Origin of the sequence: Eikenella halliae (assembly GCF_001648475.1) — a bacterium.
In the GTDB taxonomy this organism is placed as follows: domain Bacteria; phylum Pseudomonadota; class Gammaproteobacteria; order Burkholderiales; family Neisseriaceae; genus Eikenella; species Eikenella halliae.
The window spans coordinates 43,352-68,380 of the sequence record NZ_LXSQ01000019.1 but is presented as its reverse complement, the minus strand read 5'-3'; the positions used below and the strand labels follow the sequence as shown (position 1 = coordinate 68,380).

Here is a 25,029-nt window from a genome sequence, read left to right as displayed (position 1 = left end):
GCTACCTGAAAGCTTTCAGGTAGCCTGCCGCCTTGCCCTATTTTCATTTGAATCCGCTATCTTGTTTACCCACGCGGATGATGCTGCGCCACCAGCTGTTTGAGCCGCTCGTTGGCCACGTGGGTGTAGATTTGCGTGGTGTTCAGGCTGGCGTGGCCGAGCATCATCTGCACGCTGCGCAGGTCGGCGCCGTGGTTTACCAGATGGGTGGCGAAGGCGTGGCGCAGGCCGTGCGGGCTGAGTTCGCTGATGCCGGCTTGTGCGGCGTAGCGTTTCACCATCTGCCACACCAATTGGCGGCTGATGCCGCTGCGTTTTTGCCCCACGAATACGAAATCGCACGGGGTGTGCTTGAGCAATTCGCCGCGCGCGGTTTTCAGGTAGCGTTCCAGCCAATGCACGGCTTCGGCGCCCAGCGGCACGATGCGCTGCTTGTTGCCCTTGCCGATGACGGTAACCACGCCGCGCTGCAAGTCTAAATCCTGCAGCTGCATTTGGGCGGCTTCGGACACGCGCAGGCCGGTGGCATACAGCGTTTCCAGCACGGCTTTGTCGCGCAGGCCGAAGATGGTTTCCGTATCAGGCGCGGCCAACAGCGCGTCGATTTGCGCTTCGCCGATCAGCGGCGGCAGGGCGCGGCCTTGGCGCGGCGCTCGCAGGTGTTGCGCGGGGTTGTCGCTGCGGCGGTTTTGCAGCTGCAAAAAGCCGTAGAGCTGTTTGACGGCGGAGAGGGCGCGGGCTTGGGAGGCGGGTTTTTCATTCGGGGCATACACGGCATCGGCCAAGGCGTCGGCATCGGCCTGCTGCCAATCCAATCCTTGCGCGTGCAGGCGGCGGGCGACTTTTTCCAAATCGCGCCGGTAGCCCGCCAGGGTGTTGGCGGCGAGGCGGCGGGTGAGGAAGAGCTCGTCCAGCGTTTGCTCGATGGGCTCTTGCCAGGCGGCGGGCAGCGGCTCGGCAGGGTTCACCATGCCACCCCTTCGTGCGCGAGCAGCCAGCGTTTCACTGCCAGGCTGCGCTCGGCATCGCCGCCCATGCTGAAGCCGCCCAGCCCGTTGGCCGAGAGCACGCGGTGGCAGGGAATCAGGAGCGGCAGCGGGTTTTTGCCGCAGGCGCCGCCCACGGGGCGCGGGTGGCTGCCGATGCGCCCGGCAATCCATTGGTAGCTGCGGGTTTCGCCGAACGGAATCCGGGCAATCTGCACCCACACGGCCTGCTGAAACGCCGTGCCTGCGGGCGGCGCAAACGGCGGCAGCGGGGCAGGGCTACCTGAAAAATAGCTGTCCAGCCATTGTGCCAGCAGGGTGTCGTTGGGCAGGGTGGGCAGGAAGGGTGCGGCGCTGTGCTGCAGCAGGATTTCGGCGGGCAGGCCGTTGTGCAGGCGGCACAGCAGCGTGCCGAAGGGGGTTTGATAGCAGTATTGCATGGCGGTGTTCCGCTAGGCCGTTTCGCGCAGCGCGTCGAGCACGGCTTGGGCGTGGCCGGCGGCTTTCACTTTGCGCCATTCGCGCGAGATGTGGCCTTGCGCATCCAAAACGAAGGTGCTGCGTTCGATGCCGAACACTTTTTTGCCATACATGTTTTTCTCTTTGATGACATCGAACAGGCGGCACACGGTTTCATCCTTATCCGACAAGAGCGGCACTTCCAGCGCGTATTTGCACACGAATTTCTGGTGGCTGGCCACGCTGTCGCGCGATACGCCGGCTACCTGAAAACCGAGCGCCTGAAATTCGGGCAAGAGCGCGCTGAATTCCTGCGCTTCGGTGGTGCAGCCGGGCGTGCTGTCTTTGGGGTAGAAATACAGCACCAGCGGCAGGTGGTCGGCGGCGGCGAAATCGTTGCCGTTTTGGTCGGGCAGGGTGAAAAGGTAATTTGTGCTCATGGCGGCTCCTAAGGGGATGAAATCGGCTGGCATTATAGCGTTAAACCGGGGCGGGTATCGGGGGCAGTTGGGATTGGATTAGTGCGGGTGTTTCAGGTAGCCTTAATGTGTGGTATAAGCACGGCGTTTTGTTTCCAACGCACACTTTAAGGATTAAACCCATGAACGCAATCGATTTGCTCACTACCCGCCGCTCGGTGCGCCTCCTCACCGAACCCGCCCCCAACGATGCCCAGCTGGAAATCATTTTGCAGGCCGCCACGCAAGTGCCCGACCACGGCAACCTTACGCCGTGGCATTTTGTGGTGGTGCAAAGCGAGGAGGGGCGGCAGGCCTTCCGCCAAATTTTGCAGCAGTGTGCCGAAGAAATCGGCGGCGAAGCGGCGCGCAAGGCCGAAGTGGTGGGGCAGATGGCGCCGATGGTGATCGGCGTGGTGTCCAAGCCCAAGTTGGACTGCCCCAAGCCGAAGCCGGAATGGGAGCAGATGCTCAGCGCCGGTTGCGCCGCCTATGCCGCCCAACTGGCCGCCAAGGCGCAAGGTTTCGACAATGTGTGGATTACCGGCCTGTGGGTCAACACTGCCGCGCTGCGCGAAGCCTTCGGCTGCGGCGAACACGACAAAATCATCGGCCTGCTGATGATCGGTACGGCGCAGAAAGAGGCCAGCGGCCCGAAAAATACGGATTTGAGCGAGTTGGTCAGCCGTTGGTAATGCGGCCGGTATGTATAGTGGATTAACAAAAACCAATACGGCGTTGGCTCGCCTTGCCGTAGCGTGTGTACTGTCTGCGGCCCGCCGCCTTGTCCTGATTTAAATGTAATCCGCTATAGAAAGGCTGCCTGAAATTTTTTCAGGCAGCCTTTCCGTATAGGCAGCGGATTAAGGGAACGGGGGCAAGGCGGCGGGCTAATGCGGCACATCGGTTTCGTTATAGTGGATTAAAATTGCAATGATACGGCGTTGCCAACGCCCTTATGTACTACCCGTACACGGCGGGCGTTGCCGCCTTGTCTCATTATTGATAGAAAAGGGCATAATCATCCGCTTTGATAGGAGAGAACATGAGTAAATATAACGATGTGTATGTGAAATTTAAAAAAATTCATTGCATTTATAATAAAATTTATGGCTCAGGCTACGAGTTAAAGAAAGTTTCTAATAAACCGGAAGGGGGTCTTTTTGATAAGTTGCCTGTCGACTATACAGCCATGCTTGAATTTTTTGATGGAATAGAAATCCCATTGGAACTTGATCTTGGCCTTGAAATTGGACCAGTTCCATTTCTGGGGATTCCAAAATTTCAGGAGCTTGAGCAGTTAAATAATGAATTCTTGCCAGAAATTAATATTTTACTCGAAGAGTGGGGGGACGAGGAGATAAATGTTATTGGGAAAACAGAAAAGCCAACTAACAAGGATTGGATTAAAGGAAAGATATTATTTTCAATAAGCTCAGGGTTCTATTGGTATTTCGACATGAATCCACCATTGGGTGGGAATGTGGGGCAAATTGTTTTCTTCTATTATATGGGCGATGAGGCTATTGTGTATGTCGTGGCTAAAAATTTTGTTGACTTTATAGAATTGCTGTGCAAAACGGTATAGATATTAATTCCTCCATGAATGGAGTTTATTTGCCTGGATGCAAGAGCTCTATGTCTGGTTCCATTCATTGCGGTCAACATACAAAGGCGTATGCGAAATTGGTTTATGACGGATTGAAGAATGCTGAAAAAAATGGAGGGCGTGTTTATTTTAATCCACTATTATCCGCCATATTTTGGCCGACGCGGCCGGGCGGGGTGGGCCGATTCAGGTTTCTGCCTGCACGAGCCGGAGGCTGCCTGCAGGCAGTTTGGTGCATTCGGGCGGTTGGCGTCCGGCCTTGCGTTATTTCCCGGACAGGGCATAAATCGCGCCGAGGTTGCGCCACATGCCGCCTGCGTCCATGCCGTAGCCGAACACGTAGCGGTCGGGCACGTGGATGCCCACATAGTCGGCGGTGATGGGCTTGGGGCGGTTGATTTTTTTGTTGGCAAACACGGCGGTGCGGCAGGAGGCGGCGCCCATGTCCATCACTTGTTTGTGGATGGCGGCCATGGTGTGGCCTTCGTCCAGGATGTCGTCGAGCACCAAAACGTGGCGGCCTTCCACGCTGTTTTGCGGGGCGCGCAGCCAGTTGAGCTGCACGCTGCCGCTCAGTTCGCTGCCGTAGCGGGAAACGTGCACGTAGTCGAAATCGAGCGGGAAGCGCAACAGGGGCAGCAGCTGGCCGGTGAATACAACGGCACCGCCCATCACGGGCAGGAGCAGGGGGTATTGTTCGGCCAGATCGGCGCTAATCTCTGCGGCCATGCGCTCCAGGGCGGCACGGCAGGCGGCTTCGTCGAATAGGAGGTCGGCCTCTTCCAGGATGCCGTTGGCTTGCTGGAATCTTTCTTTGACGGTCATGGTGGGAATCCTTGGGCGGTGTAAAGGCTACCTGAAAACTGTGCCTTCTTGCTGCGAAGGCACGGTTTTCTTAAAGCCGGAAATAGCGGATCGGCGGTAGATTATGCCGCATAGTCCTTGATGATAATTTCCACATTGCGGCCTTTGCGCCGGAGCAGGGTTTTACGGCTGTAGATGGAACCGGGATTGGATTCCATGTAGTCTATCTGTACACGGTTTGAACCTTGATGGCGTATGGTTAGCTCAAGCGGGTAGATTTCGTTTTTGCCGTCGCCGTCTTCATCGTACAGGTTGTGGCTGCGGTAGGTGAAATTGCGGGCGGGCAGCTGGCGCGGCATGTGTGGGAAATTGAAACGCAGGATGCGATCGTCGCTGCGGCTGGTGCTCAGGGCGGTGTAGGCTTGGGCGAGGTTGCCGTGGTATATGCAGCGGTAGATGGTGGGCATGCCTTCCTGCACCTGATTGCATTCGAGATTGCCTGCGGCGGCGAAGGGTGTGGCAAGAAGGAGGGAGAGGATTAGGGAGCGGATACGCATTTGGGTTTTCCTATAATTAGGGTGGGTTGAGAAAGGCTACCTGAAAGCGGTGTTTCCTAAAGCGGGACAGGCTGGTTCGGTGGCCGGTTTAGGGTGCCGCTACCAGTTCGCTGGTGATTTCCACATCGGAGCCTTTGCGTTGAAACAGGGCTTCGTGGGTGTAAATGGAGTTATTCCGGTCTTCGTAAAGATATTTTATCATCACGCTGTCGGGTGAGGAATATTTGATGGAAGTTTGAGCCAGGTAGCGTTCGCTTCTGCCGTTTCCATGAAGGTCGAACCGCACGTTGCCTCGATATTGGAAGTTGTTTGCAGGCAGCCTGCGCGGCATACCTGGGAAGTCGAGGCGCAGGCGGCCATCTTCGAAGCGGTTGGTACGCATGGCGGCATAGGCTTGGGCAAGGCTGCCGTTGTGATACACGCAGCGATAGGTGGTTAGTACGTATTCCAGCGGCGTTTCGCGATTGCATTCGAGATTGCCTGCGGCGGCGAAAGGGGAGGCGAGAAGGAGGGTGAGGATTAGGGAGCGGATACGCATGGGGTTTCCCTTAATTAAGGTTGGTAAGAAAGGCTACCTGAAAACCGTGCCTCCGTTCTGTGGAGGCACAGTTTCTTTCAAAAGCGGGAAATAGCTGCCCGGCAGCGGGTTTAGGACATGTAGTCCTTGATGGTGATTTCCACGTTACGGCCTTTGCGCAGGAACAGGGTTTCGCGGCTGTATGGGCTGGCGGGGCTGTCTTGCATATATTTTACCAACACGCGGTTTGCGCCCTGATGGCGCAGGGTTAGCTCAACCGGATAGGACTCGTTTTTACCGTCGCCGTCGTAATCGTATTGGTTTTGGCTGCGATGGGTAAAGTTGCGGGCGGGCAGGGTGTTCGGCAGGTGGGGGTGGTCGAGGCGCAGGGCATCGTCTTCGCTGCGGTTGGCGCGCAGGGCGGCGTAGGCTTGGGCGAGGCTACCGTTGTGATAGGTGCAGCGGTATACGGTGGGTACGCCTTGTTTGACCGGCTGGGGGTTGCATTCGAGATTGCCGGCGGCGGCGAAGGGCGCGGCGATGAGAAGGGCGAGCAGTAGGGGTTGGGTACGCATTTGGGTTTTCCTATACAAAGGGTGGATTAAGAAAGGCTACCTGAAAACGGGGGTTTCAACGGAAGTTGAAAAGGCCGGGCGGCTGCCGCGCTGTTTTTCAGGTAGCCTGAATTATAGTACGGGGCAAGGGGCGTTAGTATGTGCCTTCCACCAAAATATCGCGGGTAACGGTTTGGATATTGCGGTGGCCGGTGAAGGCCATGGTGATGTCCATTTCGTTGTAGAGGATTTCCAGCGCGCGGGTGACGCCTGCTTCGCCGTAGGCGCCCAGCCCGTAGATGTAGGCGCGGCCGATGAGCACGCCGCGCGCGCCCAATGCCCAGGCGCGCAGGATGTCTTGCCCGCTGCGGATGCCGCCGTCCATCCATACTTCGATATCGTTTCCGACGGCGGAAACGATGCGGGGCAGGGCGCGGATGGAGGAGGGGGCGCCGTCGAGCTGGCGGCCGCCGTGGTTGGATACCACGATGGCGTCCGCGCCGCTTTTCACAGCGGCTTCGGCGTCTTCCGGCTCCATGATGCCTTTGATGATGAGTTTGCCGCCCCATTCGTCTTTGATGCGGGCCACGTCATCCCAGCTCAGGCTGGGGTCGAACTGCTCGGCCGTCCAAGCGGAGAGGGAACTCATGTCGCTCACGCCTTTGACGTGGCCTTCGATGTTGCCGAAGCCGCGCCGCCGGGTGTTGAGCATGCCCAAACCCCATTCGGGCTTGGTGGCGAGGTTGAGCAGGTTCATCAGGGTGGGCTTGGGCGGGGTGGATAGGCCGTTTTTGATGTCTTTGTGGCGCTGGCCGAGCACCTGCAAATCGGCGGTGAGCACGAGGGCGGAGCATTGGGCGGCTTTGGCGCGGCGGATGAGGTCGCGCATGAATTCGCGGTCGCGCATCACATAAAGCTGAAACCAGAAGGGATCGGGGCTGTTGGCGGCCACGTCTTCGATGGAGCAGATGCTCATGGTGGAGAGGATATAGGGTACGCCGAATTTGGCGGCGGCGCGGGCGGCGAGGATTTCGCCGTCGGCATGCTGCATGCCGGTGAGGCCGACGGGGGCGAGGGCGAGCGGCATTTTCACGGTTTGCCCGATCATTTTGCTCTCGAGGCTGCGGTTTTCCATGTCCACCAGTACGCGCTGGCGGAACAGGATGGATTGGAAATCGGCTTCGTTGGCGCGGTAGGTGGATTCGGTCCACGAGCCGGTGTCGGCGTATTCGTAGAACATTTTGGGCACTTTGCGCCGGGCGATGCGCTGGAGGTCGGCGATGCAGGTGATTTTGCTGAGATGGGAAGTCATGGGAATGCCTTTTGCTTGTTGGAATGAGGCCGCCGCTGATGTGTGGCGGGAGGTGATAAGGATTATATAGCTACCGCGAATTATATTCACTCTCGTGCAACTTGGCTTCGCTATGCCGCATTGCGCATATTGCATGTAGTGCACTGGCTTGTGTCGAAAGTGGATTAACTCGGCTGTAATAAATGGGATATTGGGCAATGGAAAAGGCTACCTGAAAGTTTCTCAGGTAGCCTTTGAATAATATGCAACGCAGATTATTTGTCCATGCGACGGGTTTCCACGATGCGGCCGTCGGCCACCATTCGGGGCAGATCGGCACGTTTCACTTCGATGCGTTCAGATTCGTCCCAAGTAATGTCGGAGAGGTCACCGTTCAGATCTTTTTGGGCACCAGCGGCTTCCGGCCAAGCAGCATCTTCGGTGATAACGATGATTTTATCAGCCTGTACGTCTACCACTTTCATCAGGCCGTAGGCCACGCCGTGCTCTTCGAAGCCTTCTTTGGAGAAGGCGCTGACTTTGGCGGCATAGAGGTCGCCCACTTTAGGTTCGGCCAGAATCGGGTCGAGTCCGGCAGCAGTAGCAGCGGTAGGTTGCACATTGCTGGCGGCAGCGGGCTGTGTATTGTCAGCAGCGGTAGATTGGGCGGAAGTGGAGTTGTTGGTTTGGCCGCCACAGGCAGCCAAAACGGAAATGAGGGCGAGGGCAAATAAACGTTGTTTCATGAAAGGATTTCCTAAAATTAACATTAACGATTAAATCAAAGGGTTTCTCGGTAGTTCCGAAAGTGAACGTATTATCGCTGGTTTATGGAAAATATACAAATTATTATGTTTCCAGATAGCACTCTCGGCAAGGTTGTTTGAAACCGATGCTGATATTTTCAGGTAGCCTTCTGCGGTTTGGGATTGCTGAAAAAAGTTACCTGAAAAATGGAGTGGACGGTTTCGGCTTCATCAAAACGCCCCGGCCGCCTCGGGCATGGTTTTCATTTTATAGTGGATTAACAAAAATCAGGACAAGGCGGCGAGCCGCAGACAGTACACACGTTACGGCAAGGCGAGGCAACGCTGTACTGGTTTTTGTTAATTCACTATATTTCGTTGAAACCTGCGCTTTCAGGTAGCCTCTTGCGCGGCGGCAGCCTGTTTTTGCAGTTGATACAGCAGCTCGAGGGCTTGGCGCGGGGTGAGTTCGTCGGGGTGCAGCGCGGCGAGCTCTTGTAGCAGTGGGTGGGCTACAGGCGGGGCGGGTTCGGCAGGGCTGTGTTCGGGCGCGGCGTCTTCGGGCAGGTTGAACATGTCCATCTGCGGGCGGTGGGCGGCTTGGGCTTCGAGCTGTTCGAGGTGTTTCTGCGCGGCTTTGAGGGCGGGGGCGGGCAGGCCGGCGAGTTTGGCTACGGCGATGCCGTAGCTTTTTTCGGCTGGGCCGGGCTCGATGTGGTGTAGGAAGACGATGTCTTGCCCTTCTTCCAGGGCGGAGAGGTGCATATTGACGGCGGCGCTGTGCTGCTCGGGCAGGCGGGTGAGCTCGAAATAATGGGTGGCAAACAGGCTGAAGGATTGGTTTTTTTGGATTAGATGTTCGGCCACGGCTTGGGCGAGGGCGAGGCCGTCGAAGGTGGAGGTGCCGCGGCCGACTTCGTCCATGAGTACTAGGGATTGCTCGGTGGCGTGGCGCAGGATGTAGGCGGTTTCGCTCATTTCCACCATGAAGGTGGAGCGGTTGGCGGCGAGGTCGTCGGAGGCACCGATGCGGGTGAAGATTTGGTCGATTTGGCCGATGCGGGCGGCTTCGGCGGGTACGAAGCTGCCGGTGTGGGCGAGCAAGACGATGTGGGCAACTTGGCGCATATAGGTGGATTTGCCGCCCATATTGGGGCCGGTGAGCAGCATGAGGCGGTGTTTGTGGTCGAGGCGGGTGTGGTTGGGGGTGAAGTGCGGCACTTGGCCTTCAACCACGGGATGGCGGCCGTTTTCGATTTCGATGCCGGGATAGTCGGTGAACCGGGGGGCGTGGTAATCGTGTTCGGCGGCAAAGTGGGCAAAGCAGCAGAGGACGTCCAGCGCGGCGGCGGCCTTGGCGGTACGCTGCAGCAGGGGCAGTTGCTGCTGGAGCTCTTGCAACAGGCTGTCGTAGAGGCGTTTTTCGAGGGAGAGGGCGCGCTCTTGGGCGTTGAGCACTTTGTCTTCGAAGGTTTTGAGCTCGGGAGTGATGAAGCGTTCGGCGTTTTTCAGGGTTTGGCGGCGCTGGTAGTCGGCGGGGGCTTCGGCGGCTTGGATTTTGGAAAGCTCGATGTAGAAGCCGTGTACGCGGTTGTATTCGACTTTGAGGGTGGAAAGGCCGGTGCGCTCGCGTTCGCGGGCTTCGAGTTCGAGCAGGAAGTCGCTGCCGTGGTTTTGGATGCGGCGCAATTCGTCGAGCTCGGCGGAAAAGCCGTGGTTGATTACGCCGCCGTCGCGCAGCCATACGGCGGGCTCGGGCAGGATGGCCTGTTGCAGCTTCTCGGCAATGCCGGCGCCTTGCGGGAAGATGTCGGCTAGGGTGTTGAGCAGGCTGCTTTCAGGTAGCCTGAGCTGGGTGAGGGTAAATAAGCTGTCGCGCAGGCCGGAGAGGTCGCGCGGGCGGGCGGAGCCGACGGCGATGCGGGCGGCGATGCGCTCGATATCGGCGATGGTTTTCAGGTAGCCTTGCAGGGCGGAATAATCGCTTTGCAGGGCGGATACGGCTTCTTGGCGGGCGCGGATGTGTTCGCGGTTGCGCAGGGGGTTGTGCAGCCATTGGGCGAGCAGGCGGCTGCCCATGTTGCCGGCGCAGCGGTCGAGGGTGGAGAAGAGGGTGGGCTCTTTTTTGCCGGACAGGGTGGCGGTGATTTCAAGGTTGCGGCGGGTGGCGGCATCCATGCCGATGTATTGCTGTTCGGTTTCGAGGCTGAGGTTGTCGAGGTGGCGCGGCAGCCGGGATTGGGTGTGGCGGATGTAGTTGAGCAGGGCGCCGGCGGCGCCGATGGCGGGGTCGTGTTCGCCTGCTCGAAGACCGAAGCCGAGCAGGTCTTGGCAGCCGAAGTAGTCGGTGAGCAGGGTGTGGGCGCTGTCGGGGGCGAATTGCCAGTCGTGCAGGCGGGTGGGGTTGCAGTTTTCAGGTAGCCTCAGTTTGGCGGCGGCTTGGTCGGGCAGCAATACTTCGGCGGCCTGCAGGCGGGCGAGTTCGTCGGGTAGTTGGGCTGGGGTGATGATTTTGGCCTTGAATTCGCCGCTTTGCAGGGAGGCCCAGGCGAGGCCGACCGGCTGCTTGGGCTTGCCGTTCCAAGCCACGGCGGCGATGCGGTTGGTTTCTTTGTCTTCCAACAGGGCGGCATCGGTGAGCGTGCCGGGGGTGATGATGCGCACCACTTCGCGCGCCACGGGGCCTTTATTGGCGCCTACTTCACCCACTTGCTCGCAAATGGCCACGCTGCGGCCGAGTTTGACCAGTTTGGCCAAGTATTGCTCGGCCGCATGGTGCGGCACGCCGGCCATTTTGATGGGTTCGCCGTTGATTTGGCCGCGGGTGGTGAGGGTGATGTCGAGCAGGCGGGCGGCTTCTTCGGCGTCGGTGAAGAAGAGTTCGTAGAAGTCGCCCATGCGGTAGAACAAGAGTTTGTCGGCGTGTTGGGCTTTGATCTCGAGATACTGCTGCATCATGGGGGATACGGCGCTTTTGCGGCTCATGAAAGGCTACCTGAAAAATGGAAAGGCGGAAGGCGGTATTGTAGCTGATGCGGCGGCGGGCGAAATGTTTGTGCTTGTAAAATGATTTGCCCGACGGCTTGGGCGGGTGGTTAAATCCTGCCCGTTTGCGCCTGCGGCCGCCGTAAACGGGCAGGATTTGGCCGGAATGCACTTAAAGCGGCACGGGGCGCGCAGTGATGTTTATATATTATTTATCGATTTCTTTCAGTGGTATAAATTCAACTTCATGGAATGAAAACGGAAATGGCAGGCAAATTTCTTTCTTCTCGTAGCGGCTGGCTGCTGCTGTCGGCATTATTGCTGGGCGGCTGTTTTTTTCATAGCCGGCCCAAGCCTTCCGGCGGCGGTGTCGGCGCTATGCCGGCTTTGCCGCCCGGCCAGCGTTATGCGGAAGGCTATCAGCACCGGGTTTCAGGTAGCCTGGCTGGGTATAAGGCGGTGTCGTTTGCGGCATTGCCGCAGTGGCCGCAGCAGGATTTTGCGGCCAGCCTGAATGCGTTTCGCAAAAGCTGCACTGCTTTGAAGAACAAGCCGCAATGGCAGAATGTGTGTGCCCAGGCCGACAGGGTGGGCAGTCAGCCTGCGGCGGCTAAGCAGTTTTTCGAGCAATATTTCACGCCGTGGGAAGTAAGCCACAACGGGCAGTTGGGCGGCATGATAACCGGCTACTACGAGCCGGTGTTGCACGGCAGTGCGCGGCAAACGGCGCAGGCGCGATTCCCGATTTATGGCGTGCCCGCTGATTTGGTTACGGTGCCGCTGGCCGGTGCGTCGCAATCGGGAATGGTGCGTATCCGCCTCACCGGCCGCAACAGCGGCCAAATTGCCGCTAATGGCGAATACACAGCCAATCTGGCCGATTTCCCGGGGCGGGAGAAGAGCCGGTCTTTGAAAGGAAGGGTTTCAGGTAGCCGCTTCGTGCCGTATTACACCCGTGCGCAAATCAATGCCGGCGCGGTAAACGGCAGTGCGCCGGTGTTGGCTTATGCCGATGATCCGGTTGAATTGTTTTTCCTGCATATCCAAGGTTCCGGCCGAATCCGTACGCCGGACGGCCGCTATATCCGCCTGGGATTCGCCGATAAAAATGACCATCCCTATGCCTCCATCGGTCGTTATATGGCTGATAAAGGCTATCTGCCGCTGGCGCAAACCAGTATGCCGAAAATCCGCGATTGGCTGCGTGCACATCCGGACAAACTGGCCGAAGTGTTGGGGAAAAATCCCAGTTATGTGTTTTTCCGCCAACTGCCGGACGGCAACGACGGGCCGATTGGTTCATTGGGTGTGCCGCTGAGCGGCGGCTATTCCGGCGCGGTGGATAAACGCTTCATCACTTTGGGCGCGCCGCTGTTTCTGGCCACCGCACATCCTGAAACCGGACATGCGCTCAACCGCCTGATTATGGCGCAAGATACCGGCAGCGCCATCAACGGCGCGGTGCGGGTAGACTTTTTCTGGGGTTATGGCGATGAGGCGGGCAGGGTGGCCGGCCGTATGAAGCAGACAGGCTATGTTTGGCTGCTGTTGCCTAACGGGGTGTTGCCGTGAAATCGCCTATACTATTCATTATTACCCGCTGACGGGGTGTAAAGATATGCCGTTAGTGTGTAATCTCTTTCCTTTTGGCGGAGAGTTTGGCGAATCCGTTTGAATAGAACGTGTAAATTAATATATACTTTAGGCTAAATTTCCGACATTTGTGTTTGGAAAGATGTTAAGAGAAGTAGGATGAATGTTTTCATTCAATTATGTTTAGGGAGGGTGGGATAAATGGATCTGACGATTCTGGTTCCGCTATTAGTAGTTTTGGCCGGCTTGATTTTCGTGCAACGCCGCCAAAAACAGCAGGCGAAAGCCGCTGTTGATGAAGAGAAAAAAGGCAGAGGTAAGCGTGCCGCCGCGAGATCGGCCGGTAAGAAGGCGGCTTCGGTGGCCGATCGTCCAGCTGCAGTTGCTTCGTCGTCTGAGCCTGAAGAGGTTGAGGTGAGTGAAGACTGGGGTTGGGAGGCTGTGCCTGATGTGGAGGCTGAAGAAGCAGCCGCCAATGTGGCGCAAGAAGTTGATGCGCTCACGGAATATAAAGTCTATAAGCAATTCGGCTACCATGAAAAAGCAGCCGAATCGCTGTCTCAATATCTCACTTCCGGCTCGGCAGCCGTGAGCGACGGTATGCGCAGCACTTTGGTTAATGAGTTGGTGCAGCTGTGGCTAGATGCTAAAAAGCCGGATGAATTAGCCGAAACCTTGCGCCAGTTCGGCAACCTGCTCACCAAAGCCCAAACCGAGGACTACATCAAGCAAGGCTTGGCGGTTGATAAAAACAACCTCAACCTGCGCGTGCTGGCCGAAGAACTGTTGGGCTGGGGTGTACAGCAGACTTCTGCCGAAATTGGCGAGCGCGGCGGATTGGATACGCCGACTCAGGCCAAACAGACCAAGCAGAAAAGCCGCCGTGCAGTTGCAGAAGCCGAGAGCGAGCAGAAAGTGGTGGATTCGTCTCCCACCAAATCCCGAAAAGAGTTGGTTACCAATTCTAAATACGCCGGTGCCATCCTTGTGCACGATGAGGAAAAGGCGGCACTTATGGGTTTTATGGAACCCGAATCCGGCTATCGATTGATGAAGGACAGATTGGCCTACGATGCGGCAGTCAGCTATGCCAATAAGGCCATCCGCCAAGCCAATAAACCGGCAGCGTTGATTATTGATGCGCTGAGCCTGGACTATAAAAATCAAAATATCGACCGCTTTGCCCAGCATCTTTGGCAGCTTTATTACACCTTGGGCTCGTATGGCCGCCAAGTGAAAGAAAGAATGCTAGGCTGGGGTCTCAATTTGGGCGAACACCCCATCTTTACTCAGTTGGAAGCTAATCCGAATGAGGCTCAATTGCGCGAAATCGGGATTGCCAACGGTTTCTTGGATCGAGGCACCAGTACCCAAAAAGCGCACCGCAAACCCCTTATTAGAACCCGTACTGATGATGTCAGCGTAAAACAGACGCCGGCAGAAAAAGTGTTGCGTGATGTCGAATCTTTGTTGATGTACGGTCAGTTGGATGAGGCAATGAATTTGCTGGAGGAATCTATTTTGGAGTATCCCGGCGAATCACAGCTGTATATCACGCTGTTCGATATTTGCGAACGTGCGGAAGAATGGGAGCGCTTGGAGCAGGTATTGCATAAAATACGTGCCAATATCCAGCATCCGCCAGAGGAGGTAGTATTGGCAATGAGCCAGTTGCTACAAAAAATCAACTACGGTTCTGTTCGGACATAATAAATGACTAATAACGCAATCCCCCAAGTGAAGACGGTTCACATTATGCTGTTGGGCATGGATGAGCGCCAATATGCGATGTTCCGCATGGCATTCAAAATGCACGGCATTACCAATTATGAACTGGTTACGATGGAGCAGGGTATTCAGCCGGATATGGTATTGGCCGATGCCGATACCGATATAGAGATTTGGAAAGATGCAAAAAACCAGTTTCCCGATGCGAAAGTGGTGTATTTCTCCAGCTCTCCGCCTCCGGTAACCGCTCCTTATTTGGCCAAGCCAATCAAGTTCGATACTCTGTTTTTGAACTTAAAGAACTTGCAACAGGGCAATGGTATTTGGGTAGCCAGCAGTAGCGGCAGCTCTGGGGCACATACTTCCAGACAGCTAGCACAAGAAGCTGTGCCGGCTGCCGCACAATCCCATTCTGCAAGCATTACCATCGAGAATTTTGATGAAGATAGCGGCTTGTTAGGTGAAGTGCGCAAAGCAGCCAAGCAGGATAACGATGTGGCTGTAATGCACAATGGTAAACCTGTGCTGTTGGTATTTCCTTCTATTCAGAAAGTACTGCTGGCAACTGATTCTGAAACGCTCCAATCTTTGTGTGAGCAAAAATTCGTTGATTTGCAGACACGAGTGATCACCGAGGAGCATTTGAAGGCTAAGGCCAAATTATCCATCGCTGCTTGTCTGTGGCAGCTGGCTATTTGGACAGGTAATGGCCGTTTCCCCAAAGTCATCAACAAAAATACCGTATTTAAAGTTCGAAACTGGCCGAACCTGACCCGTTTGGCACCGCTTGCCGAATCAATGCGCCTATCTGCCTTTTTGACCAAGGCTTCAGGTAGCCTGACTATCCTTCACAAACTGATGATTATCGATAACAAAGACTTGGCTGATTATCTTACGGCAGTCTATGTTACTGATCATCTGATTGTGGAATCGGCCGGGCAGGCTGAGCCTCAGGCTGTTGGATCAGGACAAGCTAGGGCTGCCGCCCAAACGCAAACTATACAGCGTCCGGAGAGAGTTCATGCCAGAACGCATGAAGATGATGGCGACGAAGAAGTACCGAAACAGCGCGGACTGCTGCAACGTTTGATGAATAAAATTATTGGCCGATAAAGGAATATAACATGGCAGAGAATAAGATTATTTTTACAGGCCCGGTCGGCGTGGGGAAAACTACCGCTATTGCTGCACTGTCGGACGACCCGCCGATTAAGACCGATGCCCGTGCATCTGATATGACTACCTCCATGAAAAGCCACACCACCGTGGCCATGGACTACGGTGTGATTCACTTGGATGAGAATACCAAGGTGCATTTGTACGGCACGCCAGGGCAGGAACGTTTCGATTTCATGTGGGACATTTTGAGCCAAGGCAGTATGGGTTTGGTGTTGCTGCTGGATAATACCCGTTCCAATCCTTTGAAAGACCTGAAATTCTTCTTGGATTCGTTTAGTGATTTGCTCAAAACCGCACCTGTGGTAGTGGGCGTAACCAAGATGGATTTGAAAGCCACGCCCGGTATCGAGGTGTATCAGAAATACCTGTTGCAATACGGCATGAACGTGCCGGTGTTTGAAATCGATGCACGTAACGAAAACGATGTGAAACAGCTGGTTACCGCGATGCTGTATTCAATTGATCCTGGTTTGGAGGTATAAAAATGGATTCGACACTACTTTTGCAGCCTAATCTATACCCACGAGTAACTCCTGCCGGCGCATATTATGCAGTTTCCAATAAAGGCCAAAGCGCCAGCCGTACTCTGCTGGGCGGTATTTTGCAAGCCGGCGAGCAGGAAACCGTTAGCCGCGAAAACGTATTGCGCTGGGCGCAAACCAATGATATTGATGCTGCGCTCAACTTGTTGTACCGCATGCAGCGTTTGGAATTTTTGTATGGCGAAGACGAGCCGGACAAAAAAACCGATTTGCTCAGCGGTACCGGCCTGCCCAATATCTTGATGCATCTTTCTGATGTGCAAAAAGCATTGTTGGTGGATCAAGACGGTTTCTATTTCTCCAGTTCCGGTTTCAACCACGAAGCTGCCGAAGAAATCGCCGTGCTGGCCAGTGAAGCCGTACGCCTGTATGAACAGCACAGCCTACTGATTAAGAACAACTTGAACATCTACCACAACGCGGTGGGCATTTGTGATCCGTCAGGCCAAAGTGAGCTGACCTTCTTCCCGCTGTATATCGGTGATTTGAAATTTATCCTGGTGACTGGCGGCGTGCCGCAGCTGCATAAAGACGAATTTGTATCTTTGGTGCGGGCGCTGTATCAAATCGTTGATTCTGCGAACCAAATTGAAACATTCTGATTAAATTATTGGGAAAACACGATATGCAACAACAATTAGTTTCTTCCGTATTGAGCGATTTGAACAGCTCGTCTGTTGATATTACCGCTTCCGCCGTTATTTCCAGCGACGGCTTGCCGATTGCCTCCATGCTACAAGCCAATATCGACCCTGACCGCGTGGGTGCGATGTCTGCAGCCCTGCTGGCCTTGGGTAACCGTACCACCAAAGAGCTGTTGTGTGGCGAATTGGAGCAGGTGATTGTGAAAGGCACCGACGGCTACATTCTGCTGATTCAGGCCGGCGAGGACACCGTATTGGTGGTAACCGCCCGCGAAAGCGCCAAACTGGGCCTGATTCTGCTCGACGCCCGCCGTGCAGCCCGCAGCATTGTGGATTTGGAAAGCAGCTAAACGCCTCTCCAATACGCAATGATTGCCGCACGCCAGGCTACCTGAAAATACAGCCAATCTGTTTCAGGTAGCCTTTGTTCCATTGCCGGTTGGTAAACCGGTTTGTTTATGGAGTATAGCCAACCGATGGTATTTGGATTTTTTAGAAAGCGCAAAGCGCAACCTGCCGCCCAGCAACAGGAAGCCGAGTTGGTACAGGCGGTTGAAGAAGCAGTGCAAACCGAAGAGGTTGCGGCACAACCGGCCTCAGAAACCGCAGAGCAAGCCGCTGCCCAAGCGCCGGATGATGCAATGCCTGCGGCCGAATCGGAATCGACTGATTTAGCCAAGGAAGCATCGGCACACAAAACCGCAAGCACAGAAGTGGTAAGCGCTGAAGCAGCGCCCGCACCACTGGAAACTCTGTTGGAACCAGGCCTCGCTGCAACACAGACAGATGAAACGGCCAATGCCTTGCCTATTGTAGAAACAGCCGAACAAGCAATGGGCGAAACATCCGCGGCTAAAGCCGAAGAAGCTGCCGCGTTCGATAAGTGCGACGCTGATGGGCAGGCAAGCAACGAGCAAGCAGTCAGCGAACAAGTAGTTGTGGAATCTGTAGTGCCATCCAGTACCGACCAAGCCGCTGTCGAGCCAGTTCCAGAGCAGCCGGCCTCGCTTGGCTGGGCTGCCCGACTCAAGCAAGGCTTGAGCAAATCGCGCCAGCAGATGGCCAAGTCGCTGGCCAGCGTGTTTGGCGGCGGTAAGATAGATGAAGACCTGTATGAAGAGCTGGAAACCGTGCTGCTCACCAGCGATATGGGCATTGAAGCCACCGAGCATCTGATGGAAGAAGTGCGCCAGCGCGTGAGCCTGCGCGGCTTGAAAGACGGCGAAGAACTGCGCGGCGCATTGAAAGAGGCCATCTACGAGCTGATTAAACCGCTGGAACAGCCGCTGACCTTGCCCGCAGGCAAACGGCCGTTTGTGATTATGCTCGCCGGCATCAATGGCGCAGGCAAAACCACTTCCATCGGTAAGCTGGCCAAATATTTCCAAGGCCAGGGCAAAAGCGTGTTGCTGGCTGCCGGCGACACTTTCCGCGCTGCTGCCCGCGAACAGCTGGCCGAATGGGGCGAGCGCAATGGCGTTACCGTGATTTCCCAAGCCTCCGGCGATTCTGCCGCCGTCTGCTTTGATGCTGTGGAAGCCGCCAAAGCACGCGGTATCGACATCGTGCTGGCCGACACCGCCGGCCGCCTGCCTACGCAAACCCATTTGATGGAAGAAATCAAAAAAGTGAAGCGCGTGTTGCAGAAATCCATGCCCGACGCGCCGCACGAAATCGTGGTGGTGCTGGATGCCAATATCGGGCAGAACGCTGTGAACCAAGTGATTGCCTTCGATGACGCGCTGGGGCTTACCGGCCTCATCGTGACCAAGCTCGACGGCACAGCCAAAGGCGGCGTACTGGCCGCACTCGCCAGCCGTCGCCCCGTGCCGGTGCGCTTTATCGGCGTGGGCGAAGGCATCGACGACTTGCGCCCGTTCAACGCCCGCGAGTTTGTAGACGCACTGCTGTAATTCCACTATGCACAGCAAAAGGCTACCTGAAAAACCGTTTTCAGGTAGCCTCTCGGTTTTCAGGTAGCCTGTTATATAATCCGCCTCACCCTTTCCTTTCGAGAACACCATGCTGCTTGCCCTCTCTTTGCGCGATTTTGTGATTGTTGAGCAACTCCATTTGGATTTCCAGCCCGGCTTTACCGTGCTCACCGGCGAAACCGGCGCCGGTAAATCCATTACGCTGGATGCGCTCAGCCTGCTGCTCGGCGACAAGGCCGACTACAGCCAAATCCGCCACGGCTGCCCCGAAGCGCAGCTTTCCGCCCTGTTTGATTTGAGCGGCCTGCCCGAATTGCGAACCGAACTGGCGAAGCAAGGCTTGCTCGGCGCAGACGAGGTCGAGCTTTCCATCCGCCGCACCATCGACAGCAAAGGCCGCAGCCGCAGTTTCATCAACAATCAGGCCGCCACCCTGGCCCAACTGCGCCAAATCGGCAGCCGCCTGGTGGACATCCACGGCCAAAGCGCGCACCACTCGCTCAACAGCGAAGCCGTGCAGCACAATCTGCTGGACGCTTTTGCCAACAGCAAACCCTTGGCCGAACAAGTGCAAGCCGCTTATCGGCAATGGCGGCAGGCGCAGGAGGATTTGGCCACCGCTGAGGCCGAGGGTGAGCGTTTGGCCGAAGAGCGCGAACGGCTGGCCTGGCAGGTGGGCGAAATGGAAAAACTTGCCCCGGTGGAAGGCGAATGGGCGCAGCTTTCGCAAAGCTACGACAGCCTGGCGCACGCCGCCGAACTGTTGCAGGCCGCCGAAGAAGTGGCCGCCCACATCGACGGCGACAACGGCCTGCACAGCCTGGCCGGGCGCTGCCGCCGCCAGCTGGAAAGCCTCTCCGGCATCGAACCGCGTTTTGCCGAAAGCTTGGAAATGCTCGACAGCATCGAAGCCGAGTTGGGCGAAATCAGCAGCCACATGCACAGCGTGGCCGCCCGTGCCGACATCAACCCCGCCGAATTGGCTGCGCAGGAAGAGCGCATGGCCGAACTGATGTCTGCCGCCCGCCGCCACCGCATCGAGCCCGAAGAATTGCCCGCCCGCCTGGCGCAGTTGCAGCAGGATTTGGCCGATTCCGAAGCCGCCGCCGACATCGAAGCCCTGCGCAAACAAGTGCGCCTGGCCGAAGTCGCCTACCAGCAGCCTGCGCGCGAGCTGTCCGCCCAAAGGCAGCAGGCCGCCGCCAAATTGGCCGAAGAAACCACCGAACACATGCAGCAGCTTTCCATGCGCGGCGCACGTTTCCACATCGAGCTTATTCCGTGCGAAGCGCAGGCATACGGGCTGGAGCAGGTGCAGTTTCAGGTAGCCGCCAACCAAGGCAGCCCTTTGCGGCCGTTGAACAAAGTCGCCTCCGGCGGCGAACTGGCTCGCATCAGCCTGGCCCTGCAGGTCACCGCCAGCCAATACACGCAGATTCCCACCCTGATTTTTGACGAAGTAGACAGCGGCATCGGCGGCGGCGTGGCCGAAACCGTCGGCCGCGCCCTGCGCACGTTGGGTCGGCAGCACCAAGTACTCGCCGTTACCCACCTGCCGCAAGTGGCCGCCTGCGGCGCGCAGCATTGGCAGGTTAGCAAACACAGTGACGGCGGGCAAACCGTGAGCACCATCCGCGAGCTCGAAGGCAGTGCGCGCGTCGAAGAAATCGCCCGCATGCTCGGCGGCGAAACCCTCACCGACACCACCCGCCGCCATGCCGCCGAAATGCTGGAAATGGCGGCGGCAGAGTAGGGCGCTTGTTTCAGGTAGCCTGTAGGCCAAGAAAGAGGCTACCTGAAAAATATAGTGGATTAAAATAAGAATGCTACAGCGTTGGCTCGCCTTGCCGTATTGCTCATACTATCTGCGGCTTGCCGCCTTGTCCCATCCTTATTTTAATCCACTATAAACCCGCCAAAATTTCAGGTAGCCCGAAAACACAAAGGCTACCTGAAAGCAGCCATCCCACTATAAAACCCGCTGCCTGTTTGCAGCCATCCTCCCTCCCTATCCCAAGCCCATCCCATCATGACCGATTCCCTCTATCTACCCGCCGCCCGCCTGCGCCCCGCCGCCATCACGTTGCCCGGCTCCAAAAGCATCAGCAATCGCAGCCTACTGTTGGCCGCCCTGTCCGACAATGCCTGCCGCATTGAAAACCTGCTCGATGCCGACGACACCCGCCACATGCTCGCTGCGCTGCAAAGCCTCGGCGTCCGCATCGAACATCATGGCGGCGGCAGCTACACCGTGCACGGCTGCGGCGGCCGTTTCCCGCAGCGGCAGGCCGATTTGTTCCTCGGCAACGCCGGCACTGCCTTCCGCCCGCTCACCGCCGCCCTGGCCCTGCTCGGCGGCGACTACCGCCTGCACGGCGTGTCGCGGATGCACGAGCGCCCCATCGGCGATTTGGTCGATGCCCTGCGCCAAGCCGGGGCAACTATCCGCTACGAAGGCCGGGAAGGCTATCCGCCGCTGCACATCAACGAACGGCAGGCCGGCGGCCAGAGCCGCATTGCCGTGCGCGGCAACGTGTCCAGCCAATTCCTCACCGCCCTCCTGATGGCGCTGCCGCTCACCGGCCGGGCGCACGAAATCGAAGTGCAGGGCGAGCTGATTTCCCAACCCTATATCGACATCACGCTCAAATTGATGGCGCAATTCGGCATTCAGGTAGCCCACGACAGCCACCGCCTGTTCAGGCTACCTGAAAGCGCCCGCTACCACGCCCCGGCCACCCTCCATGTGGAAGGCGATGCCTCCGGCGCGTCCTATTTCCTCGCCGCCGGCCTGCTTGCAGCCGCCCCCGTGCGCGTGTACGGCATCGGGCGGCACAGCATCCAGGGCGACACCGCGTTTGCCGCCGAGCTGGAAAAAATCGGCGCCGCCGTGGAGTGGGGCGAAAATTATATTCAGGTAGCCCGCCGCCCCGGCCAGCGCATCCGCCCCTTTGATTTGGATGCCAACCACATCCCCGATGCGGCAATGACCCTGGCCGTGGTGGCCCTTGCGGCCGGCGCGCGTTGCAGCCTGCGCAACATCGGCTCGTGGCGCGTGAAAGAAACCGACCGCATCGCCGCTATGGCCGCCGAACTGTGCAAACTCGGCGCACGGGTGGAAGAGGAAGCCGAAGCCATCCACATCACCCCGCCGCCCCGCTTGGCCGCCAACGCCCGTATCGACACCTACGACGACCACCGCATGGCCATGTGCTTCTCGCTGGTTTCCCTGCTCGGCGTGCCCGTGTATATCAACGATCCGCAATGTGTGAACAAAACCTTTCCCGATTATTTCCGATTGTTTGAATCCATGCGGGCATAATGGGCTACCTGAAAGCTTGTAAACGCTATGGATGGCCGGTAGCTGGGGCGGTGAAGCTCAACATTCGCTTTATTTGTTGGGTTACGCCTGCGGCTAACCCAACCTACTCTTGCTAGGATACCGGGACGCATAAATCAAAAAAGGTAACGTTAATCGTTTAAAATATGGAAATTATAGGTAATGTTATGAAGCTCGATATTCAATATCTGTCTGAAGAGTTTAAAAAAACAATTTGTATCAATAATTGGTTAACTAATATTGGAAACGATCATGATTTAGATGATCGTATATTCTTGCCTTTTAATATTCAACATGTTAAAAGAAAAGAGCAAGCATATAAACTTATGAGGTCTGATGAATGGACAAATATTGATATTGAGGTTTTCAATAATATGTTAGCTTTCTTAGATTTTTATTCAAAAAATAAAAATATTATTAATGAGTTGGCTGTGGAAGGGAAGAGAATATTTGATGAATATCGTAATTCATTGAATAGTGTATTATTAAGATATAAGTTAAAGGAAAGTGTTGTGGATTATATTTTAATGCCAACTTTAATTAGAGCTTTTCAAGAATTCTATTTATCTAAGGTATATAAAGAAATGCTGATTGATTTTAATAGAAACTTATTAAAGATATTGAATGCAGGCTACTTACCATGTGGTTGGAAATATTCGTTTGCTCAGGAAGATCAATCTTATAATCCTTTAACGTATATTGAAGAGTCTTTGGAAGAAAATCTCAATGGTTTTGAAAAGTCTTTTAATTATTCAGCTGGTTCTTTATATTTATTTTAACAAGCCGTAGCCCGCATGAAACTTCCAATCCCGACGTAGGGTGCGTGAGTAAGCTCACGCACGCGGTTGTTTGCCAAGTAATCTGAAGCCGTATGCGGTTCCCTGCATGCCTGTAACGTGAAAGGCTACCTGAAAACTGTTTTTCAGGTAGCCTTTCACGAAAAACCGCCCGTAAGTTTCCCTGCGGGCGGCTGTTCGGTTTAAGCCAACCGTGCGCTTAGTTCGGAGACACCAAAATCTTCACTTGGCTCTTCTCTTTCACCAGCGCTTCAAAGCCTTCGCTCACGATGTCTTGCAGCTTGATGCGTTTGGTAACCAGCTTGTCTTTCGGGAAGTAGCCTTGTTCCATCAGTTGCAGCACGGCGGGGAAAATATCGCGGTAGGCGATGATGCCTTTCACGGTTTTTTCTTTGATCACGATTTCGTTCGGGTGGATGGAGGCTTCGTTTTCCCAAATGCTCACGATCACGCATTCGCCGTCGTTTTCCACGGCTTCGATGGCCTGTTTCAGCACGGGGGCGACACCGGTTACTTCAAACGATACGTTCACGCCGCCATTGGTTTCGGCTTTGATGTGTTCTACTACGTTTACTTTGGAGGGATCGATGACCACGGCGCCCAGTTCGCGGGCTTTGGCCTGGCGCTCGGGAGAAAGCTCGACGGCGTAGATGGTGGTGGCGCCGGCAGCGCGCAGGGCTTCGATGGTGAGCAGGCCGATGGGGCCACAGCCGAATACGGCGGCGGTGTCGCCGGCTTTCAGTTTGCTCTGGCGCACGGCATACAGGGCCACGGCGGCAGGCTCGGTGAGCGCGCCTTGTTCGTAGTCGATGCTGTCGGGCAATTTGTGGCACAATTCGCCGTCTACCACGCAGTAGCTGGTGAAGCCGCCGTCGGCAGCCAGGCCGACGAAGCCGAGGTTTTTGTCGAGGTTGTATTTGCCTTTGAGGCCGTCTTTGGCCAAAATCGGCTCAACGGTTACGCGGTCACCCACTTTTACGTTGGTTACGTCCGCGCCCACTTCCACGATTTCGCCGGCAAATTCATGGCCGAGCGTGAGCGGAGCTTTGCGGCCGGAATAGGGATGCTCTTTCTCTACCGGGATAAAGATAGGGCCGCCGAGGTATTCGTGCAGGTCGCTGCCGCAGATGCCGGTGTATTTCACAGCGATTTTCACTTGGGAGGGGCGTGTGATTTCGGGAACGGCTACGTCTTCCACGCGGATGTCGCGGCGGCCGTACCATCTTGCAGCTTTCATTGTACTCATATCAGTATCCTTTGAGGTTGGGTTGAGAAGGAGATTCGATTGTAGGAACTTTGGGCGGCAGTTTCAAGCGAATTTGGGCTATTATTCGGATTTATTTTTCAGGTAGCCTGGCAAAACGGCCGGCTGCCGCTGATTTGGTTTAAAATTTAGAAATTTATGATTGAAATACAAGAAATTACCTATCGCTACCCCAAATCGCGGGAAAACGCGCTCAACGGCGTGAGCCTGCCGATAGTCGAAGGAGCGGCGCTGGGCCTGCTCGGCCCCAACGGCGCGGGCAAAACCACGCTGATGTCGCTTTTGGCCGGGCTGTTGCCGGTGCAGGGCGGGCAGATTTTGTTTGACGGCGTGCCGCTGGGTAGGCTGCCGGCCAAAGAGCGGCAGCGTATTTCGCTGGTGCCGCAGGATTTCGCCTTTTATCCCCTGCTCTCGGTGTGGGACAATATGCGCTTTTTCGCCGCGCTGTATGCCGTGCGCGACGAAGGCTACCTGAAAACCCTGCTGGAGCAGGCCGGTTTGGCCGAACACCGCGCCAAGTTAGCCAAACACCTCTCCGGCGGCCTGAAGCGGCGCTTAAACTTCGCCATCGGCCTCATCAACCGCCCCAAGCTGATTTTTTTGGACGAAATCACCGTGGGCATCGACCCCGAATCGCGCCGCTTTATTTTGGACAGCGTGGCCGCGCTCACGCGGCAGGGCATCACGGTGGTTTACACCTCGCATTATTTGCAGGAAATCGAGCTGTTGTGCCGAGATATTGCGCTGCTGTACGGCGGGCGGCTGGTGTATCACGGCGGCCTGCATGAGGTGTTGCGCCAAGGCGGGCAATCCGGCCTGGCCTTGCGCACCGTGCCGCCGCTGCCCGATGCCGAGCTGGCCGCGCTGCAAGGCCGCCGCGCCGCCGACGGCACGCTGCATTTCGATACCGATACGCCCGCCGAACTGCTGGCCGCGCTGCAAGATAAAGGCTACGCCCCCGAAGCCTGCCGTTTCGGCTTTGCTTCGCTGGAAAGCTTTTATTTGGACTTTTTGGCCAAACAGGCTACCTGAAAAGAAAACA

Annotated in this window: 25 protein-coding genes; 14 read left to right on the top strand and 11 right to left on the bottom strand. The window is 56.2% G+C overall.

Features of this window, described 5'->3' with window-relative positions; translation table 11 throughout:
• Positions 1-65: 65 nt before the first annotated feature.
• Genes xerD through A7Q00_RS07510 form a run of 3 tightly spaced genes read right to left on the bottom strand, consistent with a single transcriptional unit; the run spans position 66 to position 1,885 of the window.
• Positions 66-971, bottom strand: coding sequence for a site-specific tyrosine recombinase XerD (gene xerD, locus A7Q00_RS07520; RefSeq protein ID WP_064089965.1), 906 nt, complete (start codon positions 969-971; stop codon positions 66-68).
• Positions 965-1,426, bottom strand: coding sequence for a methylated-DNA--[protein]-cysteine S-methyltransferase (locus tag A7Q00_RS07515; protein WP_064089964.1), 462 nt, complete (start codon positions 1,424-1,426; stop codon positions 965-967). The genes xerD and A7Q00_RS07515 overlap by 7 nt, the downstream gene beginning before the upstream one ends.
• 12 nt (positions 1,427-1,438) lie before the next feature.
• Positions 1,439-1,885 carry a peroxiredoxin gene (locus tag A7Q00_RS07510; protein ID WP_064089963.1) on the bottom strand — a complete coding sequence of 149 codons (447 nt, stop codon included), beginning with the start codon at positions 1,883-1,885 and terminating at the stop codon, positions 1,439-1,441.
• A gap of 161 nt (positions 1,886-2,046) precedes the next feature.
• On the opposite strand from A7Q00_RS07510, the gene A7Q00_RS07505 reads away from it, so the two are divergent.
• From A7Q00_RS07505 to A7Q00_RS14300, 3 genes are all read left to right on the top strand, one after another.
• Entirely contained in the window at positions 2,047-2,598 is a 552-nt protein-coding gene (locus tag A7Q00_RS07505; protein ID WP_064089962.1) for a nitroreductase family protein, read from the top strand.
• A 350-nt stretch (positions 2,599-2,948) separates the two neighbouring features.
• A complete protein-coding gene (locus tag A7Q00_RS07500; protein ID WP_064089961.1) occupies positions 2,949-3,491 on the top strand; it encodes an SMI1/KNR4 family protein in 543 nt (180 codons plus the stop codon).
• A 14-nt stretch (positions 3,492-3,505) separates the two neighbouring features.
• On the top strand, positions 3,506-3,892 hold the full coding sequence (locus A7Q00_RS14300) for an AHH domain-containing protein (RefSeq protein WP_082887789.1): 387 nt from the start codon (positions 3,506-3,508) through the stop codon (positions 3,890-3,892).
• On the opposite strand, the gene A7Q00_RS07495 is transcribed toward A7Q00_RS14300, so the two are convergent.
• The 7 genes from A7Q00_RS07495 to mutS form a co-directional block, all read right to left on the bottom strand.
• Positions 3,777-4,337, bottom strand: a complete 561-nt coding sequence (locus A7Q00_RS07495) for a hypoxanthine-guanine phosphoribosyltransferase (RefSeq protein ID WP_064089960.1) — start codon at positions 4,335-4,337, stop codon at positions 3,777-3,779. The two genes, A7Q00_RS14300 and A7Q00_RS07495, sit on opposite strands and share 116 nt — an antisense overlap.
• Positions 4,338-4,438: 101 nt before the next feature.
• On the bottom strand, positions 4,439-4,873 hold the full coding sequence (locus A7Q00_RS07490; RefSeq protein WP_064089959.1) for a hypothetical protein: 435 nt from the start codon (positions 4,871-4,873) through the stop codon (positions 4,439-4,441).
• A gap of 88 nt (positions 4,874-4,961) precedes the next feature.
• The gene (locus A7Q00_RS07485; RefSeq protein ID WP_064089958.1) at positions 4,962-5,411 is read right to left on the bottom strand and encodes a hypothetical protein; all 450 of its coding nucleotides are present in this window, start codon (positions 5,409-5,411) and stop codon (positions 4,962-4,964) included.
• A 110-nt stretch (positions 5,412-5,521) separates the two neighbouring features.
• The gene (locus A7Q00_RS07480; protein WP_064089957.1) at positions 5,522-5,965 is read right to left on the bottom strand and encodes a hypothetical protein; all 444 of its coding nucleotides are present in this window, start codon (positions 5,963-5,965) and stop codon (positions 5,522-5,524) included.
• 133 nt (positions 5,966-6,098) lie between these two features.
• Positions 6,099-7,256: an alpha-hydroxy acid oxidase gene (locus A7Q00_RS07475; RefSeq protein ID WP_064089956.1), complete on the bottom strand. Its 1,158-nt coding sequence runs from the start codon at positions 7,254-7,256 to the stop codon at positions 6,099-6,101.
• A 254-nt stretch (positions 7,257-7,510) separates the two neighbouring features.
• A complete protein-coding gene (locus tag A7Q00_RS07470; protein WP_064089955.1) occupies positions 7,511-7,981 on the bottom strand; it encodes a hypothetical protein in 471 nt (156 codons plus the stop codon).
• 393 nt (positions 7,982-8,374) lie between these two features.
• Positions 8,375-10,966, bottom strand: coding sequence for a DNA mismatch repair protein MutS (mutS, locus tag A7Q00_RS07465; protein ID WP_064089954.1), 2,592 nt, complete (start codon positions 10,964-10,966; stop codon positions 8,375-8,377).
• Positions 10,967-11,230: 264 nt separating this feature from the next.
• Here mutS and mltA point away from each other — a divergent pair, with 264 nt between their 5' ends.
• From mltA to A7Q00_RS07415, 10 genes are all read left to right on the top strand, one after another.
• Complete coding sequence (gene mltA, locus A7Q00_RS07460; protein WP_064089953.1) at positions 11,231-12,538, top strand: murein transglycosylase A; 1,308 nt, start codon at positions 11,231-11,233, stop codon at positions 12,536-12,538.
• A gap of 222 nt (positions 12,539-12,760) precedes the next feature.
• Complete coding sequence (locus A7Q00_RS07455) at positions 12,761-14,269, top strand: hypothetical protein (protein ID WP_064089952.1); 1,509 nt, start codon at positions 12,761-12,763, stop codon at positions 14,267-14,269.
• Positions 14,270-14,272: 3 nt separating this feature from the next.
• Complete coding sequence (locus A7Q00_RS07450) at positions 14,273-15,400, top strand: hypothetical protein (RefSeq protein ID WP_064089951.1); 1,128 nt, start codon at positions 14,273-14,275, stop codon at positions 15,398-15,400.
• Positions 15,401-15,411: 11 nt separating this feature from the next.
• Positions 15,412-15,948, top strand: coding sequence for a GTP-binding protein (locus A7Q00_RS07445; RefSeq protein ID WP_064089950.1), 537 nt, complete (start codon positions 15,412-15,414; stop codon positions 15,946-15,948).
• A 2-nt stretch (positions 15,949-15,950) separates the two neighbouring features.
• The gene (locus A7Q00_RS07440; protein WP_003824087.1) at positions 15,951-16,610 is read left to right on the top strand and encodes a roadblock/LC7 domain-containing protein; all 660 of its coding nucleotides are present in this window, start codon (positions 15,951-15,953) and stop codon (positions 16,608-16,610) included.
• Between the two features lie 23 nt (positions 16,611-16,633).
• Positions 16,634-17,002 carry a roadblock/LC7 domain-containing protein gene (locus tag A7Q00_RS07435; protein WP_064089949.1) on the top strand — a complete coding sequence of 123 codons (369 nt, stop codon included), beginning with the start codon at positions 16,634-16,636 and terminating at the stop codon, positions 17,000-17,002.
• Positions 17,003-17,128: 126 nt separating this feature from the next.
• A complete protein-coding gene (gene ftsY, locus A7Q00_RS07430) occupies positions 17,129-18,565 on the top strand; it encodes a signal recognition particle-docking protein FtsY (RefSeq protein ID WP_064089948.1) in 1,437 nt (478 codons plus the stop codon).
• A gap of 109 nt (positions 18,566-18,674) precedes the next feature.
• Complete coding sequence (recN, locus tag A7Q00_RS07425) at positions 18,675-20,339, top strand: DNA repair protein RecN (protein ID WP_064089947.1); 1,665 nt, start codon at positions 18,675-18,677, stop codon at positions 20,337-20,339.
• Between the two features lie 276 nt (positions 20,340-20,615).
• The gene (aroA, locus tag A7Q00_RS07420) at positions 20,616-21,908 is read left to right on the top strand and encodes a 3-phosphoshikimate 1-carboxyvinyltransferase (RefSeq protein WP_064089946.1); all 1,293 of its coding nucleotides are present in this window, start codon (positions 20,616-20,618) and stop codon (positions 21,906-21,908) included.
• Between the two features lie 185 nt (positions 21,909-22,093).
• Complete coding sequence (locus tag A7Q00_RS07415) at positions 22,094-22,705, top strand: hypothetical protein (RefSeq protein WP_064089945.1); 612 nt, start codon at positions 22,094-22,096, stop codon at positions 22,703-22,705.
• A 217-nt stretch (positions 22,706-22,922) separates the two neighbouring features.
• Here A7Q00_RS07415 and A7Q00_RS07410 read toward each other — a convergent pair whose 3' ends face one another.
• Positions 22,923-23,969, bottom strand: coding sequence for a 2,3-butanediol dehydrogenase (locus A7Q00_RS07410; RefSeq protein WP_064089944.1), 1,047 nt, complete (start codon positions 23,967-23,969; stop codon positions 22,923-22,925).
• 156 nt (positions 23,970-24,125) lie between these two features.
• Here A7Q00_RS07410 and A7Q00_RS07405 point away from each other — a divergent pair, with 156 nt between their 5' ends.
• Positions 24,126-25,019, top strand: a complete 894-nt coding sequence (locus A7Q00_RS07405; RefSeq protein ID WP_064089943.1) for an ABC transporter ATP-binding protein — start codon at positions 24,126-24,128, stop codon at positions 25,017-25,019.
• The last annotated feature ends 10 nt before the right edge of the window (positions 25,020-25,029 follow it).